Here is a 20725-nt window from a genome sequence, read left to right on the forward strand (position 1 = left end):
AGGCTGAAATGGGTTTCCTGCATAAATTAAATTACAGATATTTTACCCGCTCAATCTAAAAAAACATTCACCTTCTTCAGCCGATCAACCATCATTTTCGTCCGGTCGTTGCCGTTGGAATCCATCACTTTTAAATTTCCATTATACACCGATGGGTTTTGAATATAGTTTTTCCGTGCGTCCAGGAACTGCTGTTTGGATTTGGTCTTCACATCATTCCCGTAGTTTAAAGGTTCGATCAATTCATCGGATTTTTTAATATCAGTGGCGTAGATTTCAATCGTCTTGTTTTTATTGTAGACTTCGAGAATCAATCCGGAAAGGCCTTTGAAGCGGAAGGGGCCGTCGGGGATGGTAATATCATTGGTAAACCAGGCAAAATAAGTATCGCCGGTATCGGTGGTGGTTTTGGCCAACCGGGTTTTGAAGCCTTTGAGGTCTTTGGTTTCATTCAGGATTTCCCATTTCAGTGGGGGTTCCTCGTAAGTGAAGATGTATTTGCCCACAGGAAGAGAAACCAATACATTTTCTTTTGTTTTATAAACGCTACCCACCGATTTCGGATATTTAGGAATGGCTCCTGCGCTTGTGGCAATGGTTTCTTTGGAATTTCCTTTATAAAATGCCTGAGCTTCCCGGCTGAAATATACAGATTCCACATTGTTGCACAGTAGGGTAGATGCATAAATGTTGACCTTATCCCGGTTCAGGCTGTCGGAAATCATTTTGATTTCATAATTAACTTCCATTACCGCTTTGTTTTGTGCCGGAATAAAAAGCATGGTGAAAATAAAAAACCAAGCAGACAGAATCTTCATAATTTATAATTGACGTATACAATAATACAAAATTAAATTAATTCATCATTTTGGGAATTTGTAACTTTGTGGCATTGTATGTGCATCTTAGAATATCGCAAATACGGTAGATGTCTTAATTAAATAAAAAGAAGCCGGGATGGTAGAATTAAAATATTACTTCATCTCATTCTATCTATTAAAATTAAAGAATTTTCATTTCCGTAATTAATATTTTTGCAGAAGCAATTAAAACAAAAATTAATAACCATCAAAACCAGGTTTCATGATAAACCCAAAACATCCTTTACAGAATTACCATACCCAACAGGAATTTTTTCTGAAACATCTTGCAGAAGAAAGCAAAGAATATCACACCCTACACATTTCTTACGGAAATGCCGTATACTTATATTACCAGCTCCAGCTAAATGTTTCAGTGGATGATTATGAAGAATGGCTAAATGAAATAGCAGATGAAGAGGTAAGAAATACGATGAAGTCAAAAGGTTTTGAAGCATGTCGGGAGATTTGTTCGTTTATCAGTTTTATTCAGAAGAAAAGAAATGTTACGGAAGATGAATATATCAGGAAAAAAATGGGCAACGAAGAGTATATTAAATATAAGATGCTCTGCCAGCAAGATTATTAAATATCATCATTACCATAAAAGGCTATTTTCTGTAGAGGAGCCGGCTTTTGAGAAATAAATGGCAGGGAGTAAATGATACTTCTCAAAAATAATGTCTTTTCCATACCGGGTTTTACGGTGCCATCCACAAATGCCGTTGGTTTAGGCTTGATTATTTATTCATTAATTTCTGAATGTAAAAAAGAGTTTGCTTAATACGATCATCGATATTTATATGGGTAACAGCAAGTTGACAGGATAAACTTCTGTGATTCAAGATCCCTTCTCCGATTAATTGAAATTTATATTCCTGAAAAACAGTATGATGTGATTTTGTTGTAAATTTTTTCATTTCTTTTCCAACGCCGTGGCGAATTTCTGCATCTATATCAGTAGAGACAGCTGCTCAGGTAAAAAAGATAAGCCATGAAAAATTTATATATACAGCTCCTGCTATTTTTTCCGGTATTCGGATGGGCGCAGGTTCCGGTAGTGGAAACCGGAGACGGAAAAGGCGGTTACGCAAAAAGCAATGAAGTCGTGCTTCAGAAACTGAACATTGATACCAAAATCACCGGACGGATTTCGACAAACACCGTGACAATGGTTTTCAGGAACAATTCCAGCCGGCTGAGAGAAGGCAGGGTAACCTTTCCGCTGCCGGAAGGCGTGAATGCGAGTGGCTATGCCCTGGACATCAACGGGAAGCTCCGAAACGCCGTTCCGGTGGAAAAGGAAAAAGCCAGAGAAGTCTACGAAACCATTAAAAAACGGAATATCGATCCCGGGATTCTCGAAAAGGTGGAAGGGAATAACTTCAGGACGACGGTATATCCGATCGGTGCGAATGGTGGGGAAAGGACGGTTCAGATTACTTATAATTACGAGCTGAAAAAATCCGGAAATACCTATCAATATGTTTTGCCGCTGAATGTTGAAACCGAAATTCCGGAATTCGCTGTGAAAACCACGGTTTTCCAAAGTGCCGATGCACCGCAACTGGTAGAAAGGCCCGACGGAACCTTTGGTTTCATAAAAAAAGGAAATGTCTGGACCGCTGAAATCCGTAAAACCAAATTTAAGCCCGCGAATAACCTAAAGGTAAATCTTCCTCAACACGCCGACGGGCAGACTGTGCTGATGCAGAAAGCTTCGGGGGATGCCTTTTATTTTCTGGCAGGCATTGCCGTTGATCCGGGGGAGAGGATGAAAAAACTTCCTCGAAAGCTGGCCCTGGTCTGGGATAATTCGTTTAGTGGGAAAAGACGGGATCATACAAAAGAATGGGCCTTGCTCGAAAGGTATTTTAAAACCAACACCAGCCTCACGGTAAAAATATATTTCCTCAACAACACATTTGAAGAAGGCCAGGCCTTCACCATCGGAAACGGCAACTGGACTGCGCTGAAAGATTACCTTTCAGAAACCGTCTATGACGGCGGTACGGATTTCAGTCAGCTGAAACCTGTGAAGGAGGATGAAATTTTATTTTTCACGGACGGGATGTCCTCTTTCGGAGACCTGAAGCTGAGCTGGAATAAACCAACCTACACTATATCTTCATCAGGATCTATAAATGCAAGTCAGTTAAAATTCATCAGCAATGCTACCGGTGGAGAATTTTTAAACCTGAATGAAAACGATCCCGCAAAAGAGGTCAGAAAGCTCCTTGTTCAGCCGCTGAAATTCCTGGGAATCGAAAGCAATGATGGTCTTTCTGAGGTATATCCATCCTTACCGCAGACCATTTCGCAGGATTTTATGCTGACGGGGATCTTAAAGGGAAATCAATCGGAAGTCCTGGTGAAATTCGGATACGGAAATGAAGTAACGGAAACCCGTACCATCTCTTTAGATCCGGCAGAACAGACCGTCAAGGACTGGGAGATCTCGAAATTCTGGGCACAGAAAAAACTGAACGAGCTGGAAATTTTTGAAAAGAAAAATAAAGAGACCATAAAAGAAATAAGCCGTCAGTTCGGGCTGGTAAGCAACAACATGAGCCTGATGGTGCTGGAAAATGTCCAGGATTATGTCCGGTATGATATTCCGCCGCCTGCTGAGTTGAGAAGTGTCTACGACCAGATCGTAAAAAACAACAGGTCCATGAAAGATGAACGCGTAAAGGACCTGATGGCCGATGCGGAAATGATGACCGAAGAGCTGAAAGCCTGGTGGAAAAAAGACTACACCCGTAAAGAAAACCAAAAACGCTATCCGGAACCGGGATATAACGGGACTTCGGATTCTACAGGAAATCAAAGAATTGAAGAAGTGGTCATGATAGGAGCTTCCCGTATAAGGGGAAACAGCAGCATGACTGTGGCGGATGCTGCTCCGCAGGCAGATCAGGCGGTGGATATCCTTGGTTCCAAATCCAAAGACATTCAGGAAGTGGTCGTAACGGAGGCGCTGGGTATGAGAAAAAGAGCGGAGATGACGGCTTCAAGTAATGTCGTTCATGCTCTTCAGGGCAGAGTCGCCGGAATATCAGTCAGGGGTTGGGGAAGTCAGGCTGATACCATAAAGATCCAGGAGATTTCAGAGGTGGTCAATTCCGGCAGAATAAACGTTATCGACGTAAAATCCAGCGCGGAATACATGAAGCTTTTTGAAAAAGCCAAAGATGCGGAAACCATTTATAAGGTTTATCTGGACAACAGGAGCAGCTATGAAAATCTTCCCCAATATTATTTTGATGTTGCGCAGCTGCTGTTTAGCATCAAAGATAAAAAATCAGGATTAAAAGTATTGAGCTCGATTGCGGACCTCGATATTGAAAACGAAGAACTGTACAAGCTGCTTGCCTATAAGCTGAAACAGGCGGAAGTGTATGATAAGGAACTTTTCGTAACGCAGAAAGTCCTGGAATGGCGGCCTTTCGATCCGCAGAGTTACCGGGATTATGCGCTGGCCCTGGAAGACAACGGGCAGTATCAGCAAGCCCTAGACCATCTGTATTCCATCCTGATGCAGTCGTACACCAAAGAGCTGGCAGACCGTGATGACGGTATTGAAGAAACGGTGCTCATGGAAATCAACGGGCTTATCAGCAGGTATGGGAAAAAGCTGAATCTGAAAAAGATCAATCCTAAGATCATAGCCGATCTGCCGGTCAACATCCGGGTGGTGCTCAACTGGAATAAAGACGATACCGACATCGATCTCTGGGTAACGGATCCGGATAACGAGCGTTGCTATTACGGCCATCCACAAACACGAGCCGGAGGAAGGCTGAGCAATGATTTCACCGGAGGTTTCGGCCCTGAACAGTTTTTGCTTAAAAAAGCCGTAAAAGGGAAATATAAAATCCAGACCAATTTCTTTGGAGAAAGACAGGTTGGAGTGGCCGGACCAACGGCGCTCATGGCGGAAATCTACATCAACTACGCGACGGGAAAACAGGAAAGGAAGACAGTGGTGTTCCAGAATCAGAAAGATAACGAAGGACATGATGACGGAATTCTGATCGGAGAGTTTGAGTTTTAATGGTGAACCTGGTAATTCCGGTGATTGTGGGTTTTTAAGAATATATCAGGTTCTTATTCCGTAGGCGGGCAGATCGGTTTTTAGTGATAAGCCGTTTGATGCGGATGTATGTAATGGTAATCAGGCCCTGCCTGCGGGATTTTTTAGAAAAAGAAGGGTAGAAACACAATAAAAAGGCAATGTAAAGGGTTAGCGTGGTGGTCGGAAGTATTATGAAGAAGATGGAGTCGGGAGCGTCTGCGTAACAGCAGGCGCTTTCTTTTTTCGTAGCATTCGTACTCTTCCCGTAAATGTATTGAAATAAGTTCTGATGTTCCTGTTTAAAAATTACGGATATTCCTGTTTTAACGGGCATAATTTGTTTTTAAGGCTTAAAAGATAGTTGTAGCTTATCATAAAATGATTCCTCATACTTATCAATACAAAGTGTTGTTTATATGATAAGTCAAATTATTTCTTTTCATAAATTTTTAGCCATTATTTTGATTTTATTTGATTATTGAATTGGTGGTATTTGTTATTTTAAATTATTATATAATCAAATTATTAAATTTAATTCAATATTATCGGTATATAAATGTGTGTTTTTGTGTGATAAAATTAATTTGTTTTGAAAAAATGGCGGCTGAAACGTAATTTTGGTTAATTTCAAAGCCGTTTTTCTTCTTATTTCACATCGTTTTTTTTCTTTGTTTTTAGTGTAATGATTTGTTATTTAGGATGTTGTAGGTTTAAATTAATTTTTTGTTAACCAATTAAATAATAATTTTATATTTAAACCCGCGGGTATTTATTCAATAATGGTTAAGTTAATTGGAATCAATTACACAATTCGGTAAATCCCGGCGAGTTGTAAAAAGAAAATAAATGAGCAGGAAGAAATCGTTATTTTCCCTTATCCATGATCCGGAAGATCTGATTGAAAATGCTGGCGCCGGTTTATATGATGCGGAGTTGCAGTCATGTTCATTTTTAGTAACCCCAGAAATCGACTTATGAAATCCTTTATTACCGATCAGTTTTTGCTGCAGAATGCCTATGCGGAAGAATTATACTTCAACTACGCGGAAAGACAGCCGATCATCGATTATCACAACCACCTGATCCCGAAAGATATGGCGGAGAACACCGTGTTCGAAAATATCTCGAAGGTCTGGATTGCTGGCGATCATTACAAATGGAGAGCCATGCGCACGTTAGGCGTGAATGAGAAATTCATTACAGGAGATGCTTCCGATAAGGAAAAATTTGAGGCCTGGGCCAAAACCGTTCCGTATACACTAAGAAATCCGCTTTACCACTGGACCCACCTTGAGCTGAAGAGATATTTCGGCATCGACGAGCTGCTGAGTGAGAAGAACGCTTCGAAAATCTATGAAAATATCAGTGCCCAGCTCCAGACTCCGGAAAAATCAACGCGGGGGCTGCTGGAAATGATGAATGTGGAATCTCTCTGCACTACCGAAGATCCCCTGGATACCCTCAATTACCATCAGGATCTTGCAAAAAGCGGCTGGAAAGTGAAAGTTACCACGGCATTCCGTCCGGATAAAGCCATCCTGATCGAAAACCACAACTTTGCAGATTACATATCAAAATTAGGAGAAGCGGCCGGAATCGAAATTAATTCTTACCGGACCTTATGTGATGCGCTGCTCAAAAGAATCGAATATTTTCATGAAAACGGATGCAGGCTTTGCGACCACGGACTGAACAATATTTCGTTTGAAGAAGCGTCCGAAGCTGAGGTGCAGGCTATTTTTGCTGATAAGCTGGCCGGAAAGGTCATCGCTGAAAAACAGGTCAATCAGTTTAAGACCGCGATCCTGTTATTTTTAGGTGAAACGTATCACGCTTTTGGCTGGGCGCAGCAGTTCCATTTGGGTGCTCTGCGAAACAACAACCACAGAATGCTCAATATTTTAGGACCAGACACGGGCTGGGATTCTATCGGGGACTTTGTTCAGGCGGAAACCCTGTCTAAATTACTGAACGCTCTGGACGGAAAAGATAAATTAACAAAAACCATTCTGTATAACCTAAATCCTGCAGACAACGAGATCTTTGCCTCCATGATCGGAAATTTCAACGACGGAAGCATCAGGGGGAAAGTGCAATTTGGATCGGGATGGTGGTTCCTCGATCAGAAAGACGGCATGATCAAACAGATGAATGCTCTGTCCAATATGAGCTTAATCAGCTGCTTCGTGGGAATGCTGACGGATTCTAGAAGTTTCCTGTCGTTCCCGAGACATGAATATTTCAGAAGGGTGCTGTGTAACCTTTTCGGGGAAGAAATTCAGAAAGGCGAGCTGCCGGACGATATGGAGCACATCGGGAAAATTATTTCCGATATCTGTTATCACAATGCTAAAAACTATTTTGATTTTTAAATAAATAAAAGGTCTCAAGCAGATTTTGAAGATGACGCAGATTTTTTATCTGAAATGACTTGCTTAATCTGAGGAAGTGTAAATAAGATGTTTTGAGTAAAAAGTCTTTGTGATCTTAGCTGAGTAGAACGCCTTTGCGAACTTAAAAACAGTTAGTAGTCGAAAAAAAAACTTTGTGGGCTTTGCGTTTAAAACAGCAGCCAGATAAATTAAAAGTTGTAAACACAACTTAATTGAAATAGATAAGATCTCACGCAGATTTTTTTTATCTGAATGACTTGCTTAATCTGAAGAAGTTTAAATAAGATGTTATGAGAGAAAAGTCTTTGCGCTCTTAGCTGAGTAGAACGCCTTTGCGAACTTAAAAACAGTTAGTAGTCGAAAAAAACTTTGTGGGCTGTGCGTTTAAAATAGCAGGCCAAATAAATTAAAAGCTATGAACAAAATACTTACTTTCGGAGAAATCATCATGCGGCTTTCACCGCCCGGCCACCGGACGATGAAGCAGAGCCACGAGATGGAGTTTTTCTTTGGCGGCACCGAATTCAACGTAGCTGCTTCCCTGGCGACCATGGGTTGTGTAGTGAAGCATGTAAGCTGTGTTTCCGACGATTTCGTAGGAGAATCGGCAATGGCTTTCGTGAAAAGCTTCGGGATCGATACCGCTTTCATCACCAAAAACGAACACCCTTTAGGGTTGTATTTCCTGGAAGTAGGGTCTTCAGTCCGTGCAAGCAGGATTGCTTACAACAGGCTGAACGGTTCCTTCGCAAATATCGAAGCCGGAAAGACCGAATGGAAAAAAGCGTTGGAAGACTGCAGCTATTTCCACTGGACCGGCATCAGTCCGGGGATTTCAGAATCCGCTTACGAAAGCCTGAAAGAAGGTTTACATACAGCCCGTGAAATGGGAATTGAAGTGACTACTGATCCTGCATACCGATCCAATCTCTGGAAATATGGCAGAAGCGGAAACGATGTGCTAAAGGAGCTGGTGGGATATTCTACCATTTTTATCGGCGGGGTCAATGAGATCAATGAAATTCTGGGGACATCGTTTTCGCAGGATCAAAACGGGTTTCTGGAAGCCTGCAGTGAATTGCAGCAACAGATTCCTTCCATTCATAAAATTTTTGATAAAATAAGGATTGGTATTACGGCAAGTTCCCAGCAAACCCAGGGAAGAGCCTTGGTAAACGGGAAATATGTTGAAACCGAACTCCTGGAAGTGAATCCCGTCGTTGACCGGATAGGAACCGGGGATGCTTTTGCCGCCGGACTGATCTATGGCCTGCAGCATTTCGATGATGAAAAAGCCCTGAATTTTGCCAACGCGGCCTGCGCGATCAAGCATACGATTTTAGGGGACATCAATTACAGCAGTGCAGAAGAGATCCTGGAAGTCATGGCCGGAAATTCCGGAGGAAGAATAAAGAGGTAGCGGCAGGCAGCTGGCTGCTAGCTTTTAGTCATTAGCGCAAAAAGTTCTTTGCAATAATCCGTCTGTATAGTGACCTCTGTAACCTCTTATAAGCAGCGAAGCTCCGTGGACTTTAAAAGCGATTAGTAGTAAAAGAAAAACTTTGTGACCTCTGTGTTCAAAGATTTAAATATAGTATAAACAACTAGCCCTAAATCTCTGTGGTCTCTTATAAGCAGCGCTGCTCCGTGAACCTTAAAATCGATTAGTAGTAAAAGAAAAACTTTGTGGCCTCCGTGTTAAAAGTTTTAAAATATAGTATAAATAGCGAATAAAAAACTTCATGGACTTTGCGCTTAAGTAATCACACAAGCCCAAAATAAAATTAAAAATGACGAAGATCCAATCAGTTACTCAAACCATAATCAAGCAGGGTGTTTTGCCTTTGTATTACAACGCCGATGAAGCCATAACTTTAGATGTATTGAGAGCACTTTACAAGGCCGGAATCCGTGCGGTGGAATATACCAGCCGTGGCGAGGCCGCATTAAATAATTTCAAAAAAATGATTGAAACCCGTAATGCGGAAATGCCGGAAATGCTGCTGGGAATCGGAACAATTAAAAACATCCGTCAGGCAGAAGAATATTACGAAGCCGGAGCAGATTTTTTTATCAGTCCGGGTTTTGTAGCGGAGGTTGCCGAATTTTTAATTCCGAAAGATATACTCTACAGTCCGGGCTGCATGACCCCGACGGAGATCATCGAAGCCGAAAATGCAGGGGTAACTTTCATTAAACTCTTTCCGGGAAATATTCTCGGAGCTGGATTTATGAGTGCGGTTAAAGAAGTGTTTCCAAATCTCAAATTTATGCCGACGGGCGGAGTGGATACTACCAGGGAAAGCATTGAAAGCTGGTTCAAAGCAGGGGTTTCGGCAGTGGGTATGGGCAGCAAGCTCGTAAGCAAAGAATTGATGACGGCAAAAGATTATGTAGCTGTTGAAAACGAAACGAAGAAAGTGCTGGAAATTATTCAGACTTTAAATAAATAACGCAAATAAAAAAGATTTTGAGGGCCCCGGATAAGTGAAATGTTTTACAGACTTAAAAACATTGAGTCGTCATAAAATCTTCGCGGGCTTTGCGTTAAAAATAGTATTAAAGAACAAAAAATAACTAAATTCTCAAATGAAGCATGAGTTCAGTTACCTCTCTTAAACCGAGTAATTTCCGTTGGACGATCTGTATGTTGCTGTTTATCGCCACGACGATCAATTATCTGGACCGGCAGGTATTATCCCTTACCTGGAAAGATTTTATCGCTCCGGAATTCCATTGGAACAACAGTGATTACGGGAATATCACAGCCCTGTTTTCTATTTTCTATGCCGTGGGAATGCTGTTCGCCGGGAAATTCGTGGACTGGATGGATACAAAGAAAGGCTTCTTATGGGCCATCGCGATATGGTCGGTCGGGGCAATATTGCATGCCTTCTGCGGAATCGGGACTTCCGGGATCCTTACCGGGAACTGGCTGGCCGGTTTTCAGGGATCGAAGGATCTGATCACCAAAGTTTCGGATACTTCAGCCATCATCAGTACGAGTGTGACCCTGTTTGTGTTTGCACGCTTTGTGCTGGCCATCGGTGAAGCAGGGAACTTTCCGGCTGCAATAAAAACCACGGCAGAGTATTTTCCTAAAAAAGACCGTGCCTTCTCAACCAGCATCTGGAATGCGGGAGCAACAGTGGGGGCTTTGGCTGCACCGATCACGATTCCTTTTATTGCAAAAGCGATGGGCTGGGAGTGGGCATTTATTATCATTGGAGCGTTAGGCTTTTTCTGGATGGGACTTTGGGTCTTCTATTACAAAAAACCGCATGAGCATCACAAAGTGAATGAACATGAGCTGACTTACATCAATCAGGATCACCAAGAGATTCCAGTTGAGGAATCACCGGCTCCCGAAAAGAAATTCTCTTTCCGGGAATGTTTCAGCCACCGGCAGACCTGGGCGTTTGCCTTTGGGAAATTCATGACCGATGGCGTGTGGTGGTTCTTTTTATTCTGGACTCCGGCATATCTGAGCTCCGTGTACCAGATGGATTCTACACAAAGTGCATTTCCTTTATTTGTATTGTATGTGATTACACTGTTATCCATTATTGGGGGGTGGCTTCCCAAATATTTTGTGGAAAAGAGAGGAATGAATGCCTATTCGGGCAGGATGAAAGCAATGCTGATCTTTGCGTTTTTCCCTTTGCTGGCTTTACTGGCGCAGCCTTTAGGTTCGATTACCTACTGGATCCCGGTTTTCATTATCGGAATCGCGGGAGCAGCGCATCAGGCCTGGTCGGCAAATATTTTCTCGACCGTCGGCGATATGTTCCCTAAAAAAGCCATTGCTACCATTACGGGAATTGGGGGAATGGCGGGTGGAATTGGCTCTTTTATTATCAATAAATCTTCAGGGGTACTGTTCGATCATGCTCACAAAGCCTGGTCTACCGTAAATGGAACGCCCTTGCTGGAAAAATATCCGCAGTACATCAACGAAAGATTGCCGGACGGTTTTTTTGAAGACCTGAAAAAATCAGGAGCTGTAGTAGTGGACGGAATTGATAAAGGTTATATGATCATTTTCTCGATCGGTGCTGTGGCTTACCTTATCGCATGGGGTGTGATGAAGGCGCTGGTTCCGAAGTATAAAGAGATTAAATAAGTATTAATTACAAAGCTGTAAAGCAGATCAAGATCTCTGGATTTAAAATAAATCAGGGAAAAAGATAAACAAAAACCAAAGCTAATCTGCTTTGGTTTTTATTTATCTTAAATAATTGGATTTCGATAATATCTAATTTATCTTCATTGGGTTAAGGAGTAGATAAAACTTTAACCGTAATATCAACATAACATACTTACGGCTTCCTTCTTCCTAATTTCTACTTCGGATCCGCGTTAAAATATGAGAAGGTATTAAAAATCTGATGAGGTTGGTTTCGTTGGATGATGTCCTCCGAAAATACACAATGCCGGTAAATCATGAGTAACCGTATTTGTTTTGCCGTTAGCATCCGTTACGGTAAGTTTTACGGTATAGTAGCCGCATGAAGGATAAGCATAGGTAGGAACTTTCTCCGTAGAAGTTGTACCATCGCCGAAATCCCAAAGATAAGAAACTGCATTTTTGGAGTCGTTTTCAAAGCTGAAGGGCTGCTGCTCATTCACAGTACCGTCTTTTGTTGCAACCTTGAAATTAGCGACAGCAGTTTCAGAAGTTTTTGTAGGGATTTCATTATTGTCATTAGAACAACTGGACAAGCAGATGCTAATAACAGAAAGAATAAAGAAAAATCTTTTCATACTGATTAATTTATTTTTATAAATCTAATGATATGCTATATTTATCCGGAATCTTTTAATGATTTTTAATTTTTTTAATTTATCTAAAAAAAAGTCGACTTGGTTTTTATGTGAATATTTTCTGATAATGATCTGAAGTTTCGACGCTGGTTTTTACTGGAGGTGTTTCCGGATGGTCTTCTTTGCCCGGAAAATATTCTCCATAGCCTGAAAATATTTTATCTTTGGGCATGAGCAACAGGAATCGCGGAAAAAATACAGGAGATGAGGTGTTATTCGGATCAGGAAAGCAACTTGATAAGCTGAAATCGGCCGTTCAGGATATGCATTATCTCCTCAGCCGGAAGTATGCAGAAAGGGCAGCTTCGGAACTGGTTGGAAATCATTACCGTTTGAAAACCCGCCAGATCCAGGCGGTTCGTGGTGCGGCAGCTTCAGAATTTCAACTACGGAATAGGGAGGCAAAAGAAGTTCAGCTTCAGGATTTAGAAGATAAGATCATATATCTCGATGGTTTTAATGTTCTTATTTTATTGGAAAGTCTCCTTTCGGGAGCCTATATTTTTGAAGGGATGGATGGCTGTTTCCGGGATCTTTCCGGGGTACACGGCACGTACAAAAAGGTGATGCAGACGCCGGCATCCATTGAGTTGGTAGCCGAATTTTTCAGGAAGTCGGGCGCAGCAGGACTGTTCTGGATTTTCGATAAGCCGGTTTCCAACAGTGGAAGGATCAAACAGATGATCCTGGATTTTGCGGTTGAAAACGATCTGAACTGGAGTGCAGGACTGGAATTTAATCCTGATAAATTCTTGGCCGAAGGTGCTGAAATTGCCGTTTCTTCTGACGCATGGATCCTGGATCACTGTAAAAGCTGGTTCAATCTGATCGGTTATCTGATCAGGGAAGAAAAGCCTGCTGTAAACCTTGTGAAAATATTTTAACCATGGATTTTGAAATATTGGCCCCTCTGTTTTCAAATAGGTGGAAACAAAAGTATCAGGCCGTTTTGGCGGAAGAACATCTTAAAGCCATACAGGAAAATATCCGGAAATTTAAAAACGGTACTTTAGATTGGGATCTGCCCTTCTTTACTGAAGAAATAGAAGCAGATCGGAAAGAAAGTTTCTCTCGGTTCATTTCTATTCTGGAATCCGCAAAATCAGATCAGTTAAAGGCGAAAAGCCTGGAGGAGATTCCCTTCGAGCATTGGCTGAATGTATTGGGGCAAAGGCTTACTTCAGCGAGCCTGCGTGACGAAAATGCGGTCCCTCCGATACGAAAAATATTAATTGAGGCCTGTGAACAACTATTCAACAATGAAATCACCGTTGCCCAGAGAGCCTGGGAAAAACATGCAGGAAGAATGGAAGATTGTTTCTGGGGCGAAGTAAACGGCAATAATCAGCAGAAGCAACAGATGGTGATGGAAAAAATCAGGAATATCCTCGATCACAAAACCTGGTGGAATATTTTCTTTCATTATAAGCACGGGCTCGTATACGAGGTCCGGGAAAAAGAGGGTCATGGTATACGGTGGGGGCAAGGTGGAATCCTGTTTATCGGATTTCTCGAAAACTTTGGTAACGAGTGACCTAAATATCTTCTTTACCTGTGAATAAAAAGTCTTTTTTATCTGTTTTTTGCAAATATTTTTACTGCTTCGTTCGATATATTTAGAATTTTTTTTTATTTATTGCGAATTTATGATTATTTTATTATTTATAAAATTTTAATTTTTGGGTGCTTTTATTAAATAATTTAATTTAATTAGTCTTTATTATTGATAATAATTTGTTTATTTAAGTTTTTTATTAAATAAATCTTTTTGTTATTGAGTGTGATTGATTTTAATTAAATTTACGGCCATAATAAAACTGTTTATCAATGAAAAAATTACTACTTTATTTTTTGTCAGTTCTGGCATCATGTATGGCGAGTGCGCAGGTGGCATCTTATGCTTTTGCGCAGAGTTCAGGAACATATGTTCCGATTACCGGAGGTACAGTACTGGCTACTGCAACCAATGTCAGTGATTTCGATTCGCAAAACTGGACACTCCCTACAGGAACCATTCCTTTTGGTTTCAATTTTAACGGAGCCTTTTATACGGGCCTGAATATCAACAGTAACGGGTATATTACCTTTGGAAGTACAATTCCTCCGACCTATATTACCACCCCTATCAATAGTGCAACTAACTATTCGGGGGCTATCTCAGCATTCGGTGGTGACCTTAATGCTTCTTATGTGGCTGGTGTTATCGGAAGCGAACTGAGATATGAAACCTTAGGAACAGCTCCGAACCGGACATTTGTGGTACAGTTCAAGGAGTGGAGACCATTTTCAAATGCCAGTATAACGGCAGTTGCCAAGATTAGCTTTCAGATCAGGCTGGAAGAAACCACTAATAAAATAACGATGGTTTATAATGACTGTAGTATTGCTGCCGGTAGTTTAACCAATTCTGCTTCAAGGCAGATCGGTCTCCGGGGAGCCAATGCCAATGATTTTAATAACAGGATGAATGCTACCACCGTTTCTTTTAACAGCTCTACTGCCGGAACAACAAATGGTGCTGCCCAATCGTTTAGCTTTAACACTGCTACTGCCACACCCGGTCTTCCTGCAAATGGTTTAACCTATACCTGGACGCCACCGAGTTGTTTTGCACCGTCTGATATCAGCCAGACTGCTGCTTCCACTTCTACGGCTTCTGTTAACTGGAGAGTACCTGTACCTACACCGGGCAACGGATACGAATATTATTATTCTATAGCAGCTACTCCGCCTACGTCAGCCACTGCTCCTATGGGTGCAAGCACAGCTTCTAATGCTTCTTTTTCAGGTTTGGCAACGGGAACAACCTATAATGTATGGGTTCGTTCTTTATGTGATGCTACAAATACCAGCGCATGGTCTGCTGCAGGAACTTTTACCACGCTTTGTAATTCGGTAGCGACTTTAACGGAAAATTTCGATACATACACGACAGGAAATATCGTTCCGCCATGCTGGAGTAAGATTGTCACAGGTAATAATGCGGTTCAGGCTATCGCGTTGGTATCAGGAACTAATAAGAATATTACACAATATAATAATATTGCCGGCGAAGTTAATATTGTTTTGCTGCCACCGTTAAACACTGTCAATGCAGGGTACCAGCTAAAGTTTAAAGTAAGAGCAAACTACGCAACGGTTCTGGATGTAGGATATCTTACGAACGCTTTTGATGCGGGCAGTTTTGTAACGGTGCAGAGTTTAAATGTTACCAATACGGCTTATGGAAATAATACCAATGTACCGTTTCCAACCACCGTGCCTGCTGATGCTAGGGTGGCGGTAAGAATGCCTGCTCAGGCCACCGCTGCTACAGTATATTGGGATGATGTGTCATGGGAACAGGCTGCAGTATGTATTGAGCCTAATTCTCTTACCGTTTCAAATATCACCCAGACAGCGGCGACGGTAAGCTGGAATGCTCCTGTAACAGTTCCTGCAAATGGTTACGAATATTACTATTCTACATCCAATACAACACCTGCTTCCACGACTGCTCCGTTAGGTACCAGTACTGGAACATCGGTAACATTAGGCCTGTCTTCATCAACAACTTATTATGTATGGGTAAGATCTGCGTGCAGCGGATCGGTTAAGAGCGACTGGTCGCCTGCTGCAACCTTCACGACCCTTTGCGATGCGGTTGCCACTTTATATGAGAATTTTGATTCTTACGCTATCGCAGCTATTGTACCTTCATGCTGGGACAGGCTTGTTCTGGGTAATGCTGCCAATCAGGCAATCAACTCTTTAACACCGGCATCCGGAACAAGAAATCTGTATCAGGTCAACAGTGTCAGCGGACAGACCAGTATTGTAATACTGCCGCCATTGAGTACCATCAATTCAGGGTACAGATTACGGTTTAAAGTAAGAGCGTCGCTTCCGGCTATCCTGAATGTAGGATATATGACCAATCCGGCAGATGAAAGTACGTTTGTTAATGTACAGACTTTGAATATCTCAAATACCACCTACGGATCGGAAAGCCTCGTGCCTTTTCCGGCATCGGTTCCTGCCAATGCAAGGGTAGCTGTAAGAATGCCCGTACAGACGAACTCTCCAAGCGTATATTGGGATGATGTGTACTGGGAATCCGCACCTTCTCTGGGAACTTCCGAAACAGAAGGCCATAAAAATACCATTGCGTCCTATCCAAATCCTTTCTCCGATGTACTGTATATTTCAGACGTTAAAAATGTAAGATCTATGGCAGTAACGGATATCACCGGAAAAATGGTTAAAACGTTTGATACACCTTCTACAGCACTTCATTTGGATGAACTGCCTTCAGGGATGTATCTTGTCGTTCTGTATATGAATGACGGCACAAAGCAAACCATCAAAGCCATTAAAAAATAAATTTTTAATTCATATACTTTCTAAGGTGGTCTCCGGGCCACCTTTTTTAATGATCAATTTGTTTTCTGTGAAGTTGGGAACACTGATATCGAAAGCTTCTTATATTGTCATTGAATCATACAGGCAGAGTCCTATTGAGACACCGTATCCCGTTTCTTTGCAATAATCCTAGGTATTTCTATAATATTGCTGGAATTTTAACATAGAATCTCCGGATTAAAAAATATTCTTTACCTGCGTAAAAACATTGCGTATTACCATGATAATTTTGTCGGTGTAATACAAAAGCAATGGAATCTTTTCAGCAACATTTTACGGAAAACGAGTGGGAAGCCTGCCTCAAAGTATTGGATGCTTTAAAGGATGAGCCTTTTCATAACCTGAACAATCAGGTTTTGTCGGGACTCATTACAAAGATTCATAAAAATGCCAAAAAGCAGAACCGCCAGGGAAGTTATTCCCGGATGAAATCAGAAGATCTGAAAGTGAATGCTGGATCTGTCCTCATGAAAAAAGCGTTGGCAGGCATTTCAACATTTTATGATGACGAAAAAAATGAAACGCAGCTTACCCGGTTGCAGATTCCCAAAAACTGCTACCCCTGTAATCAGAGTTATCAGTACGCCCATTCTTTTTACACAAGATTATGCCCGGGCTGTGCCGAAGAAAATGATGATAAGCGGTTTCTGGCTGCTGATCTGTCCGGACGGAATGTTATTCTGACAGGCGGACGGGTAAAAGTGGGTTTTGCAAAAGCTTTAAAATTGCTGAGAAGTGGTGTAAATCTGGTCTATCTAAACGGAGATCATAGTAATAACAATGGAAAAACACATCCTGCTATGATGAGTTGCAGGTTCAAATCCTGCTGATCTCCCTATTGAAACGGCTGTTCAATGGAAGGTAATGAACTTTCAGGTCAGAGGTTGCGGCTTCAGACCCCGCCCGTTTCTAAAACAGTAATTTAGACGGAAAAATAATTCAAGCACAGAGACGTTGCCGGTTCAAATCCTGCCTGTTTCCCTTTTTAAAATTTAATATCATGAAAGAACTGAAAGAAATCTTAAACACGGTCCTCAAAGAAAAAAAAGGATACCTTACTTTCCTTACCGGAGCAGGGGTTTCTGCGGAAAGCGGTTTGCCCACTTACCGTTCCGTCGACGGTATCTGGATCAAAGGGACCAAATATCACCGTCCCGAAGAATTCGGAACTTACAAATATTTCAGCCAGAATCAGGAAGAAGTCTGGCAATACAACCTGTTCTGGAAGAAAATGATAGAAGAGGCTAAGCCCAATCCCGGACATATGGCCCTTGCGGAAATCGAAAAACTTTTGGGAGACCGCTTCAGGCTGATAACCCAGAATGTTGATGGGCTTCATCAGGAAGTCGGCACGGAAAACGTTTATGAAATCCATGGAAGCAAACATAAAGTGCGTTGCTCGCAGGAATGCAGCGAACCGTTTGATTTTCCGGAAAACATTCCTTCTAAAGAATATACCGAAGACCTGACACCGGAAGATATCGACAACCTGAAATGCAGGAAATGCGGAAACTGGCTCCGGCCAAATACTTTATGGTTTGACGAAAGCTACAACGAAAAAAATTACTATTTCGATACCGCTTACGATATCGCCGACCATACCGATATTTTATTTGTGATTGGAACATCAGGTTCCACAGCTCTTCCCGTAGGGATTGTTGAAACGGTAAAGATCAGTGCCAAGTGGATCATCCTGATCAATCCGGAAACTGAAACGTATTTTGATTATATTTTAAAAGGGAGTAAAACGTTATATTCCATTCAGGAAAGCAGTTCAAAAGCACTTCCGGAGTTAAAAGCCCTAATAGAGGAAATCTTAAATAAAAAGGAATAGTCAGGGAAAAACTACATAAAAAATTTTAATCTTTAGCTTTTCAGTTTCCGGACTTGTATTTTAAGACAAAGAAAATTAATAAAAAAACAAAAAATGAACACCTATATCGATATTGGAATTAATCTAACCAATAAACAATTTAATAATGAACACGATGAGGTCATCAATCGTGCACTTGGCAATGGAGTAGAGCGGATGATTCTCACTGGAACAAGTGTAAAAGGCAGCAGGGAAGCAGCTGAAATTGCAGAGTATTATCAGGATGTGCTTTTTTCAACGGCAGGAATTCATCCCCACGACGCAAAATCATTTAATAACGAAAGTATTAATGAATTGAAGAAATTATTAAAACAGGACTGTGTTGTTTGCGTCGGGGAATGTGGATTGGATTTCGACCGGGATTTTTCGCCGAGACCCGTTCAGGAAAAATGCTATCGTGCCCAGCTCGAACTGGCTGTTGAGGTTAAAAAACCGTTATTCCTTCATGAAAGAGCTGCCTTCAAAAGATTTAATGAAATCACGGATGAATATTTGTCTAAAATTCCAAAAGCGGTAGTGCATTGTTTTACCGGAACATTGCAGGAAGCTAAAATTTATCTCGATAAAGGATTCTATCTGGGATTTACAGGGGCGATCAGCGATCAGAACAGGTTTAAGCATCTGGAAGAAGTGATCAGGTATGTTCCGCTCGACCGGATGATGATTGAAACCGATGCCCCTTTTATGCTTCCTAAAAATATGCCGCGGATGCAGAGCCGCAGGAATGAACCCGCATTTTTACCGTATGTCGCTAATACCATCGCTAGCCTGAAAAGAATACCCATTTCCCAAGTTGCCGATGTGACAACGGAAGTGGCCCTGAGTTTTTTTAGAATACAATTGTAATTAAAAATAAATATTGCTTCAGAAATAATTTGTCTTCAGTTTTTATTTGATAAAAAAGGTTGGGCTGATCTGCAGAAATCCGAATAACTCATTTTAATTCGTATCTGTTTTTTGGGATTTTCATGTAAATGACGGCCATTATTCCGGATAGATGAGCTGTGCAAAAAGAGACAAGTACTTTTCGGTAGTGATTATTCTTTACAATAATACTTTTAAAAGAAATGATTAAAAGAAAGCAGCATGTTTTATCATGTAAAACACGCTGCTATGTAAAATTTTAAAAGGTTGAATTTATAAAGTTATACCTTATATACTTTATATGCTTTTTATGGCGGACTCCAGGGCTAGCTCAATCATAGGTTTTAAAGCTTTCTCTCTCTGATCGGCAGAAATATTCTCATGCGTCGGAATAATATCCGAAACGGTAAGAATCGTTGCTGCATTTTTACCCAGATGTCTAGCATTGGCGAATAATCCGAATGCTTCCATTTCTACGGCAGGGCAGTTGTATTTCGTGGCAATAGCAGGAATAGAAGGATCTTTTCTGTAAAAAATATCGCTGCTGTGGATATTCGTTGCTTTTGCATGAAGCGACATTTCTTTTGCCGTTTCATTAATAATACCGAAAATATTCCCCTGGTGGGACAGGATTTCGTCTTCAATTCCCCAGGCATATTTTGCATAGGTGCTCTCACTTGCTGCATGTTCAACGTTTAGAATATCAAAAACTTTAAGGTCGGTCGTATAAGCCCCACAGGTTCCTATTCTGATGATCGTCTCAACTTCATATTCCGTAAACAGTTCGAAAGAATAAATACCTATACTTGGAAAGCCCATTCCGCTGGCACCTACGGTAATCTCCTTTCCTTTATAAAGGCCTGTGTAATAAAAAATACCTCTGGTCTGATTTACCAGTCGGGCATTTTCNAATACCTATACTTGGAAAGCCCATTCCGCTGGCACCTACGGTAATCTCCTTTCCTTTATAAAGGCCTGTGTAATAAAAAATACCTCTGGTCTGATTTACCAGTCGGGCATTTTCCAGAAAATTTTCAGCAATATATTTAGCGCGTAACGGATCCCCGGGTTGTAAAACAACTTTCGCGATTTCCCCTTTTTGGGCACTGATGTGGATACTCATAATTTTTTATTTGAAACCGCAAAGATAAGAAAATGCAGATTGCCATACACCCTTCCAACATACGAAGCAGATTTACCATTGGATGCACACATTATATATAAGCATAAAAATACGTTGCTGAACCATTTTCATAAACCGTACTAAAAAGCGTTAAGCCTTCATCAGGCCATTGATAGGGAATTTCTAAACCTAACCCTTCCCTCCGTTCTCCACTCATACTCTCACTCTCTTCAACTCTCCCATTCTCAACTCTTTGATTTTTTCAGGAGCTTTTTCCGGCTCTGTGCTAATACTCCTCGCACCGGCCTT

16 protein-coding genes and 1 pseudogene are annotated in these 20725 nt (G+C 41.3%); 12 read left to right on the top strand and 5 right to left on the bottom strand.

Going from position 1 to position 20725, the window contains the following annotated elements; translation table 11 throughout:
- Positions 1-50: 50 nt before the first annotated feature.
- Positions 51-818, bottom strand: coding sequence for a GLPGLI family protein (locus ACED20_RS16560; protein ID WP_378105825.1), 768 nt, complete (start codon positions 816-818; stop codon positions 51-53).
- A 265-nt stretch (positions 819-1083) separates the two neighbouring features.
- On the opposite strand from ACED20_RS16560, the gene ACED20_RS16565 reads away from it, so the two are divergent.
- The gene (locus ACED20_RS16565; RefSeq protein WP_294201030.1) at positions 1084-1449 is read left to right on the top strand and encodes a hypothetical protein; all 366 of its coding nucleotides are present in this window, start codon (positions 1084-1086) and stop codon (positions 1447-1449) included.
- 405 nt (positions 1450-1854) lie between these two features.
- Positions 1855-4917 (top strand): VIT domain-containing protein, encoded by a 3063-nt coding sequence (locus ACED20_RS16570; RefSeq protein WP_378105827.1) that lies wholly within the window; start codon positions 1855-1857, stop codon positions 4915-4917.
- 34 nt (positions 4918-4951) lie between these two features.
- On the opposite strand, the gene ACED20_RS16575 is transcribed toward ACED20_RS16570, so the two are convergent.
- Complete coding sequence (locus tag ACED20_RS16575; protein ID WP_378105830.1) at positions 4952-5272, bottom strand: hypothetical protein; 321 nt, start codon at positions 5270-5272, stop codon at positions 4952-4954.
- Positions 5273-5912: 640 nt separating this feature from the next.
- On the opposite strand from ACED20_RS16575, the gene uxaC reads away from it, so the two are divergent.
- The 4 genes from uxaC (at position 5913) to ACED20_RS16595 (ending at position 11454) form a co-directional block, all read left to right on the top strand.
- A complete protein-coding gene (gene uxaC, locus ACED20_RS16580; protein ID WP_378105832.1) occupies positions 5913-7310 on the top strand; it encodes a glucuronate isomerase in 1398 nt (465 codons plus the stop codon).
- A 436-nt stretch (positions 7311-7746) separates the two neighbouring features.
- Positions 7747-8751 (top strand): sugar kinase, encoded by a 1005-nt coding sequence (locus tag ACED20_RS16585; RefSeq protein WP_378105835.1) that lies wholly within the window; start codon positions 7747-7749, stop codon positions 8749-8751.
- Between the two features lie 370 nt (positions 8752-9121).
- Positions 9122-9784 (top strand): bifunctional 4-hydroxy-2-oxoglutarate aldolase/2-dehydro-3-deoxy-phosphogluconate aldolase, encoded by a 663-nt coding sequence (locus ACED20_RS16590; protein ID WP_294322661.1) that lies wholly within the window; start codon positions 9122-9124, stop codon positions 9782-9784.
- Positions 9785-9927: 143 nt separating this feature from the next.
- Complete coding sequence (locus ACED20_RS16595; RefSeq protein WP_294220047.1) at positions 9928-11454, top strand: MFS transporter; 1527 nt, start codon at positions 9928-9930, stop codon at positions 11452-11454.
- A 254-nt stretch (positions 11455-11708) separates the two neighbouring features.
- Here ACED20_RS16595 and ACED20_RS16600 read toward each other — a convergent pair whose 3' ends face one another.
- Positions 11709-12095: a PKD domain-containing protein gene (locus ACED20_RS16600; protein WP_294201023.1), complete on the bottom strand. Its 387-nt coding sequence runs from the start codon at positions 12093-12095 to the stop codon at positions 11709-11711.
- Between the two features lie 230 nt (positions 12096-12325).
- Here ACED20_RS16600 and ACED20_RS16605 point away from each other — a divergent pair, with 230 nt between their 5' ends.
- The 6 genes from ACED20_RS16605 (at position 12326) to ACED20_RS16630 (ending at position 19275) form a co-directional block, all read left to right on the top strand.
- Positions 12326-13039: a DUF434 domain-containing protein gene (locus tag ACED20_RS16605; protein WP_295212844.1), complete on the top strand. Its 714-nt coding sequence runs from the start codon at positions 12326-12328 to the stop codon at positions 13037-13039.
- A gap of 2 nt (positions 13040-13041) precedes the next feature.
- Positions 13042-13689 carry a hypothetical protein gene (locus ACED20_RS16610; protein WP_295212842.1) on the top strand — a complete coding sequence of 216 codons (648 nt, stop codon included), beginning with the start codon at positions 13042-13044 and terminating at the stop codon, positions 13687-13689.
- A gap of 293 nt (positions 13690-13982) precedes the next feature.
- The gene (locus ACED20_RS16615; protein ID WP_345767259.1) at positions 13983-16517 is read left to right on the top strand and encodes a fibronectin type III domain-containing protein; all 2535 of its coding nucleotides are present in this window, start codon (positions 13983-13985) and stop codon (positions 16515-16517) included.
- Positions 16518-16807: 290 nt separating this feature from the next.
- Positions 16808-17386, top strand: a complete 579-nt coding sequence (locus ACED20_RS16620; RefSeq protein ID WP_294266352.1) for a hypothetical protein — start codon at positions 16808-16810, stop codon at positions 17384-17386.
- A 170-nt stretch (positions 17387-17556) separates the two neighbouring features.
- Positions 17557-18390 (top strand): Sir2 family NAD-dependent protein deacetylase, encoded by an 834-nt coding sequence (locus ACED20_RS16625; RefSeq protein ID WP_345767262.1) that lies wholly within the window; start codon positions 17557-17559, stop codon positions 18388-18390.
- Between the two features lie 93 nt (positions 18391-18483).
- Entirely contained in the window at positions 18484-19275 is a 792-nt protein-coding gene (locus tag ACED20_RS16630) for a TatD family hydrolase (protein WP_294333224.1), read from the top strand.
- Positions 19276-19590: 315 nt separating this feature from the next.
- On the opposite strand, the gene ACED20_RS16635 is transcribed toward ACED20_RS16630, so the two are convergent.
- A complete protein-coding gene (locus ACED20_RS16635) occupies positions 19591-20112 on the bottom strand; it encodes a purine nucleoside phosphorylase DeoD-type (protein ID WP_378105842.1) in 522 nt (173 codons plus the stop codon).
- 97 nt (positions 20113-20209) lie between these two features.
- A pseudogene (locus ACED20_RS16640) lies at positions 20210-20416 on the bottom strand (purine nucleoside phosphorylase DeoD-type); the annotation flags it as partial.
- Positions 20417-20725 lie beyond the last annotated feature (309 nt).

The sequence above is a fragment of the Chryseobacterium sp. sg2396 genome (assembly GCF_042610505.1).
Lineage (GTDB): Bacteria > Bacteroidota > Bacteroidia > Flavobacteriales > Weeksellaceae > Chryseobacterium.

Excerpts from the sequence above, each read along its gene's own strand:
- ACED20_RS16630 (WP_294333224.1), top strand. The coding sequence starts at position 18,484 with ATGAACACCTATATCGATATTGGAATTAATCTAACCAATAAACAATTT.
- ACED20_RS16590 (WP_294322661.1), top strand. The coding sequence starts at position 9,122 with ATGACGAAGATCCAATCAGTTACTCAAACCATAATCAAGCAGGGTGTT.
- ACED20_RS16600 (WP_294201023.1), bottom strand. The coding sequence starts at position 12,095 with ATGAAAAGATTTTTCTTTATTCTTTCTGTTATTAGCATCTGCTTGTCC.
- ACED20_RS16585 (WP_378105835.1), top strand. The coding sequence starts at position 7,747 with ATGAACAAAATACTTACTTTCGGAGAAATCATCATGCGGCTTTCACCG.
- ACED20_RS16615 (WP_345767259.1), top strand. The coding sequence starts at position 13,983 with ATGAAAAAATTACTACTTTATTTTTTGTCAGTTCTGGCATCATGTATG.
- ACED20_RS16565 (WP_294201030.1), top strand. The coding sequence starts at position 1,084 with ATGATAAACCCAAAACATCCTTTACAGAATTACCATACCCAACAGGAA.
- ACED20_RS16635 (WP_378105842.1), bottom strand. The coding sequence starts at position 20,112 with ATGGGCTTTCCAAGTATAGGTATTTATTCTTTCGAACTGTTTACGGAA.
- ACED20_RS16570 (WP_378105827.1), top strand. The coding sequence starts at position 1,855 with ATGAAAAATTTATATATACAGCTCCTGCTATTTTTTCCGGTATTCGGA.
- ACED20_RS16605 (WP_295212844.1), top strand. The coding sequence starts at position 12,326 with ATGAGCAACAGGAATCGCGGAAAAAATACAGGAGATGAGGTGTTATTC.
- ACED20_RS16620 (WP_294266352.1), top strand. The coding sequence starts at position 16,808 with ATGGAATCTTTTCAGCAACATTTTACGGAAAACGAGTGGGAAGCCTGC.
- ACED20_RS16595 (WP_294220047.1), top strand. The coding sequence starts at position 9,928 with ATGAGTTCAGTTACCTCTCTTAAACCGAGTAATTTCCGTTGGACGATC.
- ACED20_RS16575 (WP_378105830.1), bottom strand. The coding sequence starts at position 5,272 with ATGCCCGTTAAAACAGGAATATCCGTAATTTTTAAACAGGAACATCAG.
- ACED20_RS16610 (WP_295212842.1), top strand. The coding sequence starts at position 13,042 with ATGGATTTTGAAATATTGGCCCCTCTGTTTTCAAATAGGTGGAAACAA.
- uxaC (WP_378105832.1), top strand. The coding sequence starts at position 5,913 with ATGAAATCCTTTATTACCGATCAGTTTTTGCTGCAGAATGCCTATGCG.
- ACED20_RS16560 (WP_378105825.1), bottom strand. The coding sequence starts at position 818 with ATGAAGATTCTGTCTGCTTGGTTTTTTATTTTCACCATGCTTTTTATT.
- ACED20_RS16625 (WP_345767262.1), top strand. The coding sequence starts at position 17,557 with ATGAAAGAACTGAAAGAAATCTTAAACACGGTCCTCAAAGAAAAAAAA.